Annotated in this window: 14 protein-coding genes; 8 read left to right on the forward strand and 6 right to left on the reverse strand. The window is 66.8% G+C overall.

Annotated elements, in window-relative coordinates; translation table 11 throughout:
• Positions 1-3: 3 nt before the first annotated feature.
• Entirely contained in the window at positions 4-321 is a 318-nt protein-coding gene (locus tag CFB89_RS07015) for an Mpo1-like protein (protein ID WP_089467269.1), read from the reverse strand.
• A gap of 157 nt (positions 322-478) precedes the next feature.
• Between CFB89_RS07015 and CFB89_RS07020 the strand changes: the two genes are divergently transcribed.
• The 3 genes from CFB89_RS07020 to aroC all read left to right on the forward strand — a co-directional run bounded on the left by CFB89_RS07020 (position 479) and on the right by aroC (position 4,393).
• Positions 479-934, forward strand: coding sequence for a CBS domain-containing protein (locus CFB89_RS07020; protein ID WP_006488504.1), 456 nt, complete (start codon positions 479-481; stop codon positions 932-934).
• Positions 935-1,073: 139 nt separating this feature from the next.
• Positions 1,074-3,008, forward strand: coding sequence for an MFS transporter (locus CFB89_RS07025; protein ID WP_089467270.1), 1,935 nt, complete (start codon positions 1,074-1,076; stop codon positions 3,006-3,008).
• A gap of 284 nt (positions 3,009-3,292) precedes the next feature.
• Positions 3,293-4,393, forward strand: coding sequence for a chorismate synthase (gene aroC, locus CFB89_RS07030; protein WP_089467271.1), 1,101 nt, complete (start codon positions 3,293-3,295; stop codon positions 4,391-4,393).
• Positions 4,394-4,540: 147 nt separating this feature from the next.
• Here aroC and CFB89_RS07035 read toward each other — a convergent pair whose 3' ends face one another.
• Positions 4,541-6,214, reverse strand: coding sequence for an electron transfer flavoprotein-ubiquinone oxidoreductase (locus CFB89_RS07035; RefSeq protein ID WP_089467272.1), 1,674 nt, complete (start codon positions 6,212-6,214; stop codon positions 4,541-4,543).
• Between the two features lie 179 nt (positions 6,215-6,393).
• On the opposite strand from CFB89_RS07035, the gene CFB89_RS07040 reads away from it, so the two are divergent.
• Positions 6,394-7,176, forward strand: a complete 783-nt coding sequence (locus tag CFB89_RS07040) for an SDR family oxidoreductase (protein ID WP_089467273.1) — start codon at positions 6,394-6,396, stop codon at positions 7,174-7,176.
• A gap of 32 nt (positions 7,177-7,208) precedes the next feature.
• Positions 7,209-7,649, forward strand: coding sequence for a thioesterase family protein (locus CFB89_RS07045; protein WP_089434924.1), 441 nt, complete (start codon positions 7,209-7,211; stop codon positions 7,647-7,649).
• Positions 7,650-7,769: 120 nt separating this feature from the next.
• Here the strand turns inward: CFB89_RS07045 and CFB89_RS07050 are convergent, their stop codons facing one another.
• The gene (locus CFB89_RS07050) at positions 7,770-8,315 is read right to left on the reverse strand and encodes a LuxR C-terminal-related transcriptional regulator (protein ID WP_089467274.1); all 546 of its coding nucleotides are present in this window, start codon (positions 8,313-8,315) and stop codon (positions 7,770-7,772) included.
• Positions 8,316-8,531: 216 nt separating this feature from the next.
• On the opposite strand from CFB89_RS07050, the gene CFB89_RS07055 reads away from it, so the two are divergent.
• Together CFB89_RS07055 and CFB89_RS07060 are read left to right on the forward strand one after the other, a co-directional pair.
• Positions 8,532-9,236, forward strand: coding sequence for a CoA transferase subunit A (locus tag CFB89_RS07055; RefSeq protein WP_089467275.1), 705 nt, complete (start codon positions 8,532-8,534; stop codon positions 9,234-9,236).
• A gap of 1 nt (position 9,237) precedes the next feature.
• Positions 9,238-9,879 (forward strand): CoA transferase subunit B, encoded by a 642-nt coding sequence (locus CFB89_RS07060; RefSeq protein WP_089467276.1) that lies wholly within the window; start codon positions 9,238-9,240, stop codon positions 9,877-9,879.
• A gap of 75 nt (positions 9,880-9,954) precedes the next feature.
• Here the strand turns inward: CFB89_RS07060 and CFB89_RS07065 are convergent, their stop codons facing one another.
• Genes CFB89_RS07065 through CFB89_RS07075 form a run of 3 tightly spaced genes read right to left on the reverse strand, consistent with a single transcriptional unit; the run spans position 9,955 to position 12,301 of the window.
• Complete coding sequence (locus tag CFB89_RS07065; protein WP_089467277.1) at positions 9,955-10,668, reverse strand: SDR family oxidoreductase; 714 nt, start codon at positions 10,666-10,668, stop codon at positions 9,955-9,957.
• Between the two features lie 53 nt (positions 10,669-10,721).
• Entirely contained in the window at positions 10,722-11,732 is a 1,011-nt protein-coding gene (locus CFB89_RS07070) for a polysaccharide deacetylase family protein (protein WP_089467278.1), read from the reverse strand.
• Positions 11,733-11,743: 11 nt separating this feature from the next.
• Positions 11,744-12,301 carry an ester cyclase gene (locus tag CFB89_RS07075; RefSeq protein ID WP_089467279.1) on the reverse strand — a complete coding sequence of 186 codons (558 nt, stop codon included), beginning with the start codon at positions 12,299-12,301 and terminating at the stop codon, positions 11,744-11,746.
• Positions 12,302-12,435: 134 nt separating this feature from the next.
• On the opposite strand from CFB89_RS07075, the gene CFB89_RS07080 reads away from it, so the two are divergent.
• A complete protein-coding gene (locus CFB89_RS07080; RefSeq protein ID WP_089467280.1) occupies positions 12,436-13,344 on the forward strand; it encodes a LysR family transcriptional regulator in 909 nt (302 codons plus the stop codon).
• Positions 13,345-13,363: the final 19 nt, after the last annotated feature.

Here is a 13,363-nt window from a genome sequence, read left to right on the forward strand (position 1 = left end):
GGGCTACAGCGGGATCTTGCCGGTGCAGATGTCCTTGAACATCACCCAGTCGCCCATCAGGCTGTAGATCGGGTGCCGGAACGTGGCCGGGCGGTTCTTCTCGAAGAAGAAGTGGCCGACCCACGCGAACCCGTAGCCGCAGACGACTGCCGCCGGTAGCCACGGCCAGTAGCCGGTCGCGACCGCCATCGCGACGCAGCCGATCACGCCGAGCGAGCCGATGAAGTGCAGCCGCCGCGACGTCAGGTTCTGATGCTCGTTCAGGTAATACGGGTAGAAGTCAGCGAAGCTGGCGAATTGCTCCGTATGCGTATGCGCCATGGCCGTCTCCTCGGGCCGCTGTTCATGGGGCCATTGTGCGGCCGGCGGCCCGCGTCCGCAAGCGGCGGCGGGCCGCCGCACCGGCCCGTGCTTTCCTTTTGACAGGCTTTCCGATACGATCGAAAGAGATTTTGCATTCAAGCATGAGGGGACTACGATGCGCGTCAGCGATATTCTGAAAGTGAAGGGCAACACGCTGTTTACGGTGACGCCCGATAAGCCGCTGCGCGAAGCGGTCGATACGATGGCCGAGCACGACATCGGTTCGCTCGTCGTGATGGAGTACGGCGATCTCGTCGGGATGCTGACGTTTCGCGAGATCATCCTGCGCCTGCACGTGAACGGCGGCGCGATCGGCGACGTGCAGGTGCGCAAGGTGATGGACGAGCCGCTCACGTGCACGCCGGAAACGGACGTCAACGAAGTGCGCCGGATGATGCTCGAGCGCCACGCGCGCTACATGCCGGTGCTCGACAAGAAGGTGCTGATGGGCGTCATTTCGTTCTACGACGTCGCGAAGACGGTCGTCGAGGCGCAGAGCTTCGAGAACCGGATGCTGAAGGCGTACATTCGCGACTGGCCGGAATCGGAAGCCGAAGCGCACAAGCCGTGAATCGCGCCGCGCCCGGCACGTTGTTGCATGGGCGCTGCCATCCCGCACGCGGCGGCGCAGGCATGTCCTGCGCCGCCGTTTTTTCAACGACAACACGAGGCCCGCGCAGCATCGCCCAGACGATGCGCGCGTATTCCGAATGAGCGATCACACGCAAGCCACTTCCGAGCGGCGCGGCGAACGGCACGCGCACGCATCCCAGTTCGACCTGCTGCGCGAGCGCCGCTTCGCGCCGTTCTTCACGACCCAGTTCCTCGGCGCGCTGAACGACAACGTCTTCAAGATCGGCTTCACGTCGCTCGTCACGTATCACACAGCGCGGTTCTCCGGCGTCGACGCGAAGACGGCCGCGTTCCTGATTTCCGCGATCTTCATCCTGCCCTTCGTGCTGTTCTCGGCCACCTCCGGCCAGATCGCCGACAAATACGACAAGGCAACCCTCACGCGCTTCGTGAAATCGTTCGAGATCGTGCTGATGCTGGTCGGCGCGGCCGGCTTCGTCACGCACAGCGCGACGCTGCTGTATCTGTGCACGTTCATGATGGGGATGCACTCGACGCTGTTCGGGCCCGTCAAGTATTCGTACCTGCCGCAGCATCTCGGCGAACATGAGCTGGTCGGCGGCAACGGGCTCGTCGAGATGGGCACGTTCATCGCGATCCTGATCGGCACGATCATCGGCGGTGCGGCGGCCGGCATCGAAGGCAGCGGTGAGCGCGTGCTCGCGGTGAGCGTCGTCGTGATCGCGCTGGCCGGGCGACTCGTCGCGCAGCGCGTGCCGCCCACGCCCGCGCCGCAGCCCGATCTCGTGATCAACTGGAACCCGGTCAGCGAGACCTGGCGCAACCTCGGGCTCGCGCGGCAGAACCGCACGGTGTTCCTGAGCCTGCTCGGCATCTCGTGGCTGTGGTTCGTCGGCGCGACGTTCCTCACGTCGTTCTTCAATTTCGCGAAGGACGTGCTGTCCGCGAGCCCCGACGTCGTCACGATCCTGCTCGCGACGTTCTCGGTCGGCATCGGCCTCGGTTCGCTGCTGTGCGAGCGGCTGTCGCAGCGGCGCGTCGAGATCGGCCTCGTGCCGCTCGGCTCGATCGGCATCAGCGTATTCGCGATCGAGCTGTATTTCGCGAGCCACGCGCTGCCGTCGCCCGGCCATCTGCTGTCGGTCGGCGAATTCCTCGCCGGTGCGCGCCACTGGCGCATCCTGGCCGACCTGTTCCTGCTCGCGATGTTCGGCGGCTTCTACAGCGTGCCGCTGTATGCGCTGATCCAGAGCCGCAGCGCGCCGACGCACCGCGCGCGGATCATCGCCGCGAACAACATCCTGAACGCGCTGTTCATGATCCTGTCGGCCGTGATGGCGATGGGGTTGACCAAGGCCGGCGTCGACATCCCGGGGCTGTTCCTCGTCACCGCGCTGTTGAACGTCGTGGTCGCGACGTACATCTACCTGCTCGTGCCCGAGTTCCTGCTGCGCTTCGTCGCGTGGGTGCTCGTGCATACGTTCTACCGCATCCGCCTCGTGCACGCCGAGCGGATTCCGGCGGAAGGGGCGGCGGTGCTCGTGTGCAATCACGTCAGCTACGTCGATGCGCTCGTGCTGGCCGCCGCGAGCCCGCGTCCGATCCGTTTCGTGATGGATCACCGGATCTTCAAGACGCGTTTCGCGAGCTGGGTGTTCCGGCATGCGAAGGCGATTCCGATCGCGCCGCGCCACGAGGATCCCGCGATGCTCGCGCGGGCGTACGACCTGTGCGAGGCCGCGCTGAAGGACGGCGAACTCGTGTGCATCTTCCCCGAGGGCAAGCTGACGAAGACGGGCGACATCAACCCGTTCCATCACGGCATCACCGAGATCCTGAGCCGCACGCCGGCGCCGGTGATCCCGATGGCGCTGCGCGGGCTGTGGGGCAGCTACTTTTCGCGGCATACCGATGCGCGGATGCCGCGCCCCATCAAGCGCGGCGTGATGAGCCGGCTGACGCTGGCCGTCGGCGAACCGATCCCGGCGTCGGTGGCGACGCCCGAGGCGCTGCAGGCGGCGGTGACCGAGCTGCGCGGCGCGCGGAAGTAGGCGGGCGCCCGGTCCGGCGCGGGATGATCGATCCGCGCACGGGCCGGGATGGCGTCCCCGGTTCGGCGGGCTCGAGCGCAACGCCGAGGGCCTGCGATCGCCGTACCGGCTTCGCTCTGCCCTTATCCGCGTCGGCCCGTGTGGTCTGAACGGTTCACACGGCCCGCGGGCGCGGGACGGCTGGCATAATAGCGGTTTACCTCTTTCTCGACCGGCAAACGATCGACCTGCCCGCGGCTCCGGCAGCGGATCGGTTTGCCCATTTCTCTTTGGGCGGTTCCATCATGTCCGGCAATACCCTCGGCACGCTTTTCACTGTCACGACCTTCGGCGAATCGCACGGTCCCGCGATCGGCTGCGTGATCGACGGCTGCCCGCCGGGGATGGCGCTGACCGAAGCCGACATTCAGATCGAGCTCGATCGCCGCAAGCCCGGCACGTCGCGGCACGTGACGCAACGGCAGGAGGCCGACGAGGTCGAGATCCTGTCCGGTGTGTTCGAAGGCGTGACGACCGGCACGCCGATCGCGCTGCTGATCCGCAATACCGACCAGCGCAGCAAGGACTACGGCAACATCGTCGAGACGTTCCGTCCCGGCCACGCCGACTACACCTATTGGCAGAAATACGGCATCCGCGACTACCGCGGCGGCGGCCGTTCGTCCGCGCGCCTGACCGCGCCGATCGTCGGCGCGGGCGCGGTCGCGAAGAAGTGGCTGCGCGAGCGCTTCGGGGTCGAGGTGCGCGGTTACATGAGCGGCCTCGGCGACATCGACGTGCCGTTCGTCGACTGGTCGTACGTGCACGAGAATCCGTTCTTCTCGCCGAACGCGGCGGTCGTGCCGGCGCTCGAGGCGTACATGGACGCGCTGCGCAAGGATGGCGATTCGATCGGCGCGCGCATCGACGTCGTCGCGTCGGGCGTGCCGGTCGGCTGGGGCGAACCGGTGTTCGACCGGCTCGATGCCGATATCGCGAAGGCGATGATGAGCATCAACGCGGTGAAGGGCGTCGAGATCGGCGCGGGCTTCGACAGCGTCGCGCAACGCGGCTCGGTGCACGGCGACGAACTGACGCCGGCCGGCTTCGTCGGCAACCACGCGGGCGGCGTGCTCGGCGGGATTTCGACGGGGCAGGACATCACTGTGTCGATCGCGATCAAGCCGACGTCGAGCATCCGCACGCCGCGCCGCTCGATCACGAAGTCCGGCGAGGAAGCGACGGTCGAAACCTTCGGCCGCCATGATCCGTGCGTCGGCATTCGTGCGACGCCGATCGCCGAATCGATGCTCGCGCTGGTATTGATCGACCATGCGTTGCGCCACCGCGCGCAGTGCGGCGACGTGGAGACGGCCACGCCGAAGATCGCCGGCAGCGCGACCTGATCCGAGCGGGCGGGGCGCGCGTCGCGTCGGCCGTCGAACGACGAATGCAAACGGGGCGCTGCGTGATGCAGCGCCCCGTTTCGTTTGCGGCGGTGTTTGCCGTGACCCAAAAAACGCGCCGCTCGCGGGGCGGTGCGTTCCGGCAGCTTACATGTTCGGGTAATTCGGCCCGCCGCCGCCTTCCGGCGTGACCCACACGATGTTCTGCGTCGGGTCCTTGATGTCGCAGGTCTTGCAGTGCACGCAGTTCTGCGCGTTGATCACGAGGCGATCGCCGCCGTCGTCGTTCTTCACGAACTCGTACACGGCCGCCGGGCAGAAACGCGCCTCCGGCCCCGCGTACGTGCGCAGGTTCACGTTCACCGGCACGCTCGCATCCTTCAGCGTCAGATGCGCCGGCTGGTTTTCCTCGTGGTTCGTGTTCGAGATGAACACCGACGACAGCCGGTCGAACGTCAGCTTGCCGTCCGGCTTCGGATAGTCGATCGGCTCGCACTGCGACGCCGGCTTCAGCATCTCGTGGTCCGCATGCTGATGATGCAGCGTCCACGGCACGTTGCCGCCCATCACCTTCTGCTCGAGCCCGACCATCAGCGTGCCGAGGTACAGGCCCTTGGCCATCCACTGCTTGAAGTTGCGCGCACGGTACAGCTCCGTGTACAGCCACGATTGCCTGAACGCATCCGGGTACGCATTGAGCTCGTCCGACTGACGGCCGGCCTGCACCGCGTCGAATGCGGCGTCGGCGGCCAGCATGCCGGTCTTGATCGCCGCGTGACTGCCCTTGATCCGCGATGCGTTCAGGAAGCCCGCATCGTCGCCGATCAGCGCGCCGCCCGGGAACACCGTCTTCGGCAGCGACAGCAGGCCGCCGGCCGTGATCGCGCGCGCGCCGTACGACACGCGCTTGCCGCCTTCGAGGAACGCGCGGATCGACGGATGCGTCTTGTAGCGCTGGAATTCCTCGAACGGCGACAGGTACGGGTTCGTGTAGCCCAGGCCCACCACGAAGCCGACCACGACCTGGTTGTTGTCCATGTGATACAGGAACGAGCCGCCGTACGTGTCCGACTTCAGCGGCCAGCCGGCCGTGTGGATCACGAGGCCCGGCTTGTGCTTGGCCGGATCGATTTCCCACAGTTCCTTGATGCCGATCCCGTACGCCTGCGGATCGGCGTTCGCGTCGAGCTTGAACTTCGAGATCAGTTGACGGCCGAGGTGGCCGCGGCAACCTTCGGCGAACAGCGTGTACTTCGCGTGCAGCTCCATGCCGAGCTGGAAGTTCTCGGTCGGCTCGCCGTCCTTGCCCACGCCCATGTTGCCGGTCGCGACGCCTTTCACCGAACCGTCGTCGTTGTAGAGAATCTCGGCAGCGGGGAAGCCGGGGAAGATCTCGACGCCCAGCGCCTCCGCCTGCTGGCCGAGCCAGCGCGTGACGTTACCCAGCGAGATCACGTAGTTGCCGTGGTTCTTGAAGTTGTCCGGCAGCGCCCAGTTCGGCGTCGTGACCGCGCTCTTCTCGGACAGGAACAGGAAGCGGTCTTCGCTCACCTCGACGTCGAGCGGCGCGCCGCGTTCCTTCCAGTCGGGAAACAGCTCGGTGATCGCGCGCGGGTCCATCACCGCGCCCGACAGGATGTGCGCGCCGATCTCGGAACCCTTCTCGAGCACGCACACGCCGATCTCGGCGCCTTTCTCGGCGGCCAGCTGCTTGAGCCGGATCGCCGCCGACAGCCCGGCGGGGCCGCCGCCGACGATCACGACGTCGTATTCCATCGATTCGCGCGGGCCGTATTGCTCGATGAGGCTTGCGGGGGTCATTGGCGTTCCTCTAACCGTTAGAATGCTTTTATTCGGGAGCGTATTGTCTGCGAAACGAAACGCTTGCCGCAACAACATGCAAGTAGATTAGCACGATCGTTCTATTTTTTGTGCTAGGGTAATGCCGCCCGGGCTGTGCCGCCCGGGCTGGCGCAACGACATCGAAAGGGGATGTGCAAATGGGTCGATCGATCAATCTGGAAGGCAAGGTCGCGCTGGTCACCGGCGCGTCGAGCGGCCTCGGGCAGCGTTTTGCGCAAGTGCTGTCGCAGGCGGGCGCGAAGGTCGTGCTCGCGAGCCGCCGCGTCGAGCGCCTGAAGGAGTTGCGCGCGGAGATCGAGGCGGCGGGCGGCGCCGCGCACGTCGTGTCGCTCGACGTGACGGACGTGCAGAGCATCAAGGCGGCCGTCGCGCATGCGGAGACGGAAGCCGGCACGATCGACATCCTCGTGAACAATTCGGGCGTGTCGACGATGCAGAAGCTCGTCGACATCACGCCGGCGGATTTCGAGTTCGTGTTCGATACGAACACGCGCGGCGCATTTTTCGTCGCGCAGGAAGTCGCGAAGCGGATGATCATGCGCGCGAACGGCGGCGGCAACGGCAAGCCGCCGTGCCGGATCATCAACATCGCGTCGGTGGCCGGGCTGCGCGTGTTCCCGCAGATCGGGCTGTACGCGATGAGCAAGGCCGCGGTCGTGCAGATGACGCGCGCGATGGCGCTGGAGTGGGGGCGCCACGGGATCAACGTGAACGCGATCTGTCCGGGCTATATCGATACCGAAATCAATCATTACCTGTGGGAAACCGAGCAGGGCCAGAAGCTGCAGTCGATGCTGCCGCGCCGGCGCGTCGGCAAGCCGCAGGATCTCGACGGGCTGTTGTTGCTGCTCGCGGCCGACGAGTCGCAGTTCATCAATGGCTCGATCATCTCCGCGGACGACGGCTTCGGCCTTGCGTGAGCGGATGACATTTCGCAACAAAGAAGACTGCCATGAGTGCAACTAGCGATTACTCCCCTGTTTTTGAGATGTCGATGCCGATCCGCTGGGGCGACATGGACGCATTCGGCCATGTGAACAACACGGTCTATTTCCGCTACATGGAGCAGGCGCGGATCTCGTGGTTCGAGCAGCTCGGCATTGCGGGCGGCAACGGCGAAGGGCAGGGGCCCGTCATCGTCACCGCGTCGATGGAGTTCCTCAAGCAGCTGCACTATCCGGGCGACGTGATCGCGAGGATGTCGGCCGCGAAGCCGGGCCGAAGCAGTTTCGACACCGGGTTCGAGCTCACGCGCGCGGACGATCCGCAGCATGTCTATGCACGCGGCAACGCACGTTGCGTGTGGGTCGACTACGCGCTCGGCAAGTCGGTGCCGCTGCCGCCCTTGCTGCGCGACACGATCGAGCACGCGCTGGCGACGAAAGTCGGCTGAGCGTGCATATCGACAGGCGGCGCGCACCGGGTCGCCGGTGGCGCGCCGGGCCGGTGGTGTCCGTCAATCGGCCGCCGTGTGCGGCCGATCGTCATTCGCGCGCCGCGACGCAAGGCGCGTTCACTGCCCGAGCAGGCGCTGCAGCAGCTCCGGCGTATTGTTCGTTCCGTATTTGCGCATCAGCCGCGCGCGGTAGATGTCGACCGTGCGCGAGCTGATGTCGAGCACGCGTCCGATCTGCTTGCTGGTCTTGCCGGTCGCGAGCTGCGCGGCGATCTCGCGCTCGCGCGGGGTCAGTTCGACCGCGACGCGGCGCGTCGCGCTCAAATCCTCGAAGGTCCAGACGCCGGCCGCGAGCGGCTCGGTGCGGTCGAGCGCGCGGCCCGTCACGTGGCACCAGAACAGTTCGCCGTCCGCGCGCTTCATGATTCTGTCATCCGAATAGACGCCGTTCGCGACCATCACGCGTGCGATGCGCTCGCCGATTCGCTGGAATTCGTCCGTGGACGGGTAGAGCACCGCATACGATTGTCCGATCAGGTCGGCCCGCGCGCAGCGAAAGATCGACGCGAGCGCGTCGTTGCAGTCCTCGATCACGCGGTCGCGCGACAGCACGAGGCCGAGCGGCGCGAGGTGGAAGGCGGTCTGGTAATCGAGATCGGGCATGGCGCGGGGGGCGGAGGGAAATGCTTATGTATTTTTGCGTATTGTGCCGCATCTGCGCCGCATCGTACCCTTTCAGGCATCTCGCGGCGTTCGTCGCGACATAAAAAGCGCGCCTCGACGCAGGCATCGCCGCGCATGCATAGAATGGTGCGGCGGGCTTGCGCCACGTGGCGCGTGAACCGGTTTTGCTGGTTTCCATAGAGGAAGGGACAACTGATGAACAAAGTCTATCCAAGCGCGGCTGCCGCGCTGGAGGGGATCGTCCGCGACGGACAGACCTTCGCGGTGGGCGGCTTCGGCCTGTGCGGCATTCCCGAGGCGCTGATCGCGGCGTTGCGCGATTCGGGCGTCAGGGGCATCACCTGCATCAGCAACAACGCGGGCGTCGACGGTTTCGGCCTCGGCCTGCTGCTGGAAACGCGCCAGATCAAGAAGATGATCTCGTCGTACGTCGGCGAGAACAAGGAGTTCGAGCGCCAGTACCTGGCCGGCGAACTCGAGCTCGAATTCACGCCGCAGGGCACGCTCGCCGAGAAGCTGCGCGCGGGCGGCGCGGGCATCCCCGCGTTCTTCACGAATACCGGCTACGGCACCGTGATCGCGGAAGGCAAGGAAACGCGCCAGTTCGGCGATCGCCACTACGTGCTCGAGCCGTCGCTGACGGCCGACGTCGCGCTCGTCAAGGCGTGGAAGGCCGACAAGTCCGGCAACCTCATTTACCGCCGCACCGCGCGCAACTTCAACCCGATGTGCGCGATGGCCGGCAAGATCACCGTGGTGGAGGTCGAGGAGATCGTCGAGAACGGCACGCTCGATCCGGATCAGGTTCATACGCCGGGGATCTTCGTGCAGCGCATCGTGCTGAATGCGACGCCGGAAAAACGCATCGAACAACGCGTCGTACGCGCGAAAGGAGACTGACATGGCCTGGAATCGTGACCAGATGGCCGCGCGCGCGGCGAAGGAACTGCAGGACGGCTTCTACGTGAACCTCGGCATCGGCCTGCCGACGCTCGTCGCGAACCACGTGCCGGACGGCGTCGAGGTGTGGCTGCAGTCGGAGAACGGCCTGCTCGGCATCGGCCCGTCGCCGACCGAAGACGAAGTCGACGCCGATCTGATCAACGCCGGCAAGCAGACCGTCACGACGCTGCCCGGTTCGTCGATCTTCTCGTCGGCCGATTCGTTCGCGATGATCCGCGGCGGCCACATCAACCTCGCGATCCTCGGCGCGATGCAGGTCAGCAAGCAGGGCGACCTCGCGAACTGGATGATCCCCGGCAAGATGATCAAGGGGATGGGCGGCGCGATGGACCTCGTCGCGGGGGTGGGGCGTGTCGTCGTGCTGATGGAGCATGTCGCGAAGGGCGACCAGCACAAGATCCTCGAGGCATGCAACCTGCCGCTCACGGGTGTCGGCGTGGTCGACCTGATCATCACCGATCTCGGCGTGATCGAAGTGACGCCGTCCGGGTTGAAGGTGCTCGAACTCGCCGACGGCGTGAGCGTCGACGAGATCCAGGCGAAGACGGGCGCGCCGCTCGACGTCAGCGCCGTGGCCTGAGCACTACCCTGGTGCATGACCTCGACGCCCCGCGTTCCCGACGGAACGCGGGGCGTTTTGTCATGCACGCACGTGTCACGCAATCGCGCCGCCGCCGTCGATCAGTACCGTCGAGCCGGTTGCATAAGGCGTGGCCGCCAGATACAGGATCGCGTTCGCGACATCCTCCGGCTGGCCGACCCTGCGCGCCGGAAGCCGCTGGGCGGCGCCCGCGTACATCGCGTCGCGGGCGTCGGGTGCGAGCTTGTCCCACAGCGGCGTCGCGATCAGGCCCGGCGACACGGTATTCACGCGAACCGGCGCCAGTTCGAGCGCCAGCCCGCGGGCGAGCGCCTCGAGCGCCGCGTTGATCGCGCCTTGCAGGACGGACGACGCGCTCGGCCGCCCGCTGAGGAAACCCGACACGAACGTCAGGGAGCCGCCTGGCGCGATATCGATCGCGCGGGCGATGCGATAGGCGCCCCAGAACTTGCTGTCCATCGCTGCCTGCGCGTCGGCCAGCGGCAACGCCCGGACCGGGCCCGTGGCCGTCTTCGCGGCTGAAATCACGACGTGGTCGAACCGGCCGGCGCGCGCGCAGAACGCGTCGACGTCCGCCGTATCGGTGATGTCGAGCGCTGCGGTCCGCACCTGCGCGCCCGGGATGGCGTCGACGTCGAACCTGGCCGGGTCGCGCGACGCGATCGTCAGATGCGCGCCGCGCCGCGCGAATGCCGTGGCGGTGGCGGCGCCGATGCCGGAGCTTCCGCCGACGACGAGTACGTTCTTTCCGTGGAGCGGATCGTTCATGGAAGTCATCTCCTGGATGATGAGTTAAACGGAATGAGCTGAGCGGAATCCGGTTAGATCGTTTCGGTCTCGCGCAGCGTCGACGGGCTGTGCAGCGCGAAGCGCGCGATGTCGTCCTTGCGCATGAAAGCGACTCCCGGGTGTGATCGAGCGTAGTGCAGGAAGGCGTCCCACGCGCGGACCATCTGCGGCGTGCCGCTGATCCGGTCGTGCGCGCTGATCGACATCAGTCTGCGCCGCTGTCCGGCTTCCGCGTACAACTGGTCGAAATCGAGCTTGATCTGCTCGAGGAACATCGTCGGCGAGTAGTTGCGGCCTTCGATCAGCAGGATGTCGTTGTTGCGCAGCGTGTACGGGACTACCGCGAAATCGCGACCGCCGACGAGCTCGATGAACGGTTCGTCGCGACTGACGTCGTCGATGTGATACAGGTAGCCGAGTTCCTGCAGCAGCGACAGCGTATGCGGCCCGCGCCGCAGCCAGTTGCAGTTGTAGCCGGTCGGGCGCTGGCCGGTCACCGCTTCGACCATGTCGCGCGCTTCGGTCAGGAAGCGGCGCTCGTCGTCGCGGCTCATCGCGAATTGCGCGCGCCACGTCGGGCCGTGCGCGGCGGCTTCGTGGCCGCGCGACACGATCTCGCGCGCCAGTTCGGGGTGCCGGCGCGCGGCTTCCCCGATCATGTGCGACGTCACTTTCACGCCGTGCCGGTCCCACAGATCGAGCAGCCGCGGAATGCCTTCCCGGTAGCCATACGCAAACCAGGTGGCCGATGCGAGATCGACCGGCACCGACGGCGGGAACGCGACGGCCGGAAACGGGCTGTCCGCCCCCGTGGGCGGTTGACCGCCCGCCTCGAACTGCATCGAGATCGAGATCACGAGCCGCGCGCCGTTCGGCCAGAACGGCGTGGCGCCCGGTATCGCGGGCGCCGGCGTCGGCGCGGCGGTGGCCGCCATGGACGTGCCCGCGGCCAGCGCGACGCCGGCCGCGAGCCCGGCGCCGGCCTGGGCCAGGAACGTGCGGCGCGGCAGAGGCGTCGCGGAAGTGTCGTTATCGTGAGTCATCGTTCCCTCCGTCAGCCGACGAGCCCGAGCTGACGCATCAGCGTCAGGTTGTCCTCGATGTGCCAGTTTTCGGCGATCCGGCCGTGGTCGATCCGATAGATATCGGTCGCGATGAAGTCGATCGCCTGCCCGCGCCCGGCCGTTCCGTTGAACGCCCCGGTGAAATGCCCGCGGAAATGCAGGTGCACGACGACCCGGTCGCCGGCGACGATCATCTGTTCGATGTCGCAGCGCAAGTCGGGGATCGCGCCGCGCATCGTGCTCGAGGCCGCGAGCGGCCCCGGTACGCCTTGTTCGCGGTCGGGCGGCAGCGTGCGGTCGGTGAAGTCGTCTGCGAGCGCGGCGCCGGCGAGCGCGGGGTCGCCGGTATTCCAGAAGCTGCCGTAGCGGCGCGCGGCCAGCACTTGTGCGCGGGCCTGCGCGGCCGGCAAGCCTGCCGCGACGGTCAGGGTGTGCGGCGCGACGAGATCGGCGGCATGGGCGGCGGCGGGCCAGAGCGCCACGACGCAAGCGGCTGCCGCGAATGCGTGCGCGACGGGGCGGGTGGCCGAACGAAGGCGGATCGACATGGTTTCGAGGGTCCTGTGAAAGCGTCAGGCGACGACGCGGAACAGGTATGGTAGGTTTCCGTTCTGAATGCAAATACGGGCAAAATGCGAATGGATTATTCGAAAAAAGGAAAGGTTGGGGTGAGGCGAGCGCTATGACGCTGATCGACGATTTCCCGGCGCTCGATACCTTCGCGCGGATCGTGTCCGCCGGCAGCCTGTCGGCGGCGGCGCGCGAGCTCGACCTGTCGTTGTCCGTCGTCAGCAAGCGGCTCGCGCATCTCGAGTCGCGGCTCGGCGTGCGCCTGCTGCACCGGACGACGCGGCAGCAAACGCTCACCGACGACGGCGCGCAGTTTCACGCGCAGGTGCTGCGCATCCTCGCCGAGATCGAGCATGCGGAAACGCTGATGCGCGATCGCCGTGGCACGGTCAGCGGCGTGCTGCGCGTGACGGCGCCTGGCGAGCTCGGCCGCCTGCGGATCGCGCCGCTTGTAGCGGCCTTTCAGCAGCGACATCCTCAACTGACCGTGCAATTGATGCTGACCGATACGGTCGTCGACCTGCTCGCATCCGACATCGACGTCGCCGTGCGGATCGGCAATCTTGCCGATTCGACGATGATCGCGCGCGAGCTGGCGCCGAATCATCGCGTGCTGTGCGCGGCGCCCGGCTATCTCGCGGCGCACGGGGCGCCGGCCCATCCGGCCGAGCTTCGTGCGCATCGATGCATCGTGATGGGCGACCAGCCGCGTGCCGAATGGCGGTTCGACGGCACGCAAGGCGGCGTGGCGGTCGAGGTGACGGCCGCGCTGCTGACCAACGACGGCGGCGCGGCGCGCACGCTGGCGCTCGAGGGCGCGGGTATTGCGCTGAAGTCGATCTGGGACGTCGGCGCCGATCTCGACGCCGGCCGGCTCGTACGCGTGCTGCCGGCCTTCGCGGCGTCCGCCGCGCCGCTGCATGCCGTCTATCCCGGCGGCCGTCACGTGCCGTTGCGCGTGCGGACGTTCGTCGATTTCCTGCGCGAGCAGTTGCGTGACGCGTGGCGCCGCCACGACTGAACCCGTTCCGGGTGGCGGG

Source organism: Burkholderia sp. AU16741, from assembly GCF_002223345.1.
In the GTDB taxonomy this organism is placed as follows: domain Bacteria; phylum Pseudomonadota; class Gammaproteobacteria; order Burkholderiales; family Burkholderiaceae; genus Burkholderia; species Burkholderia sola.

Excerpts from the sequence above, each read along its gene's own strand:
- CFB89_RS07025 (WP_089467270.1), top strand. The coding sequence starts at position 1,074 with ATGAGCGATCACACGCAAGCCACTTCCGAGCGGCGCGGCGAACGGCAC.
- aroC (WP_089467271.1), top strand. The coding sequence starts at position 3,293 with ATGTCCGGCAATACCCTCGGCACGCTTTTCACTGTCACGACCTTCGGC.
- CFB89_RS07040 (WP_089467273.1), top strand. The coding sequence starts at position 6,394 with ATGGGTCGATCGATCAATCTGGAAGGCAAGGTCGCGCTGGTCACCGGC.
- CFB89_RS07065 (WP_089467277.1), bottom strand. The coding sequence starts at position 10,668 with ATGAACGATCCGCTCCACGGAAAGAACGTACTCGTCGTCGGCGGAAGC.
- CFB89_RS07060 (WP_089467276.1), top strand. The coding sequence starts at position 9,238 with ATGGCCTGGAATCGTGACCAGATGGCCGCGCGCGCGGCGAAGGAACTG.
- CFB89_RS07045 (WP_089434924.1), top strand. The coding sequence starts at position 7,209 with ATGAGTGCAACTAGCGATTACTCCCCTGTTTTTGAGATGTCGATGCCG.
- CFB89_RS07035 (WP_089467272.1), bottom strand. The coding sequence starts at position 6,214 with ATGACCCCCGCAAGCCTCATCGAGCAATACGGCCCGCGCGAATCGATG.
- CFB89_RS07055 (WP_089467275.1), top strand. The coding sequence starts at position 8,532 with ATGAACAAAGTCTATCCAAGCGCGGCTGCCGCGCTGGAGGGGATCGTC.
- CFB89_RS07075 (WP_089467279.1), bottom strand. The coding sequence starts at position 12,301 with ATGTCGATCCGCCTTCGTTCGGCCACCCGCCCCGTCGCGCACGCATTC.
- CFB89_RS07070 (WP_089467278.1), bottom strand. The coding sequence starts at position 11,732 with ATGACTCACGATAACGACACTTCCGCGACGCCTCTGCCGCGCCGCACG.
- CFB89_RS07020 (WP_006488504.1), top strand. The coding sequence starts at position 479 with ATGCGCGTCAGCGATATTCTGAAAGTGAAGGGCAACACGCTGTTTACG.
- CFB89_RS07015 (WP_089467269.1), bottom strand. The coding sequence starts at position 321 with ATGGCGCATACGCATACGGAGCAATTCGCCAGCTTCGCTGACTTCTAC.
- CFB89_RS07050 (WP_089467274.1), bottom strand. The coding sequence starts at position 8,315 with ATGCCCGATCTCGATTACCAGACCGCCTTCCACCTCGCGCCGCTCGGC.
- CFB89_RS07080 (WP_089467280.1), top strand. The coding sequence starts at position 12,436 with ATGACGCTGATCGACGATTTCCCGGCGCTCGATACCTTCGCGCGGATC.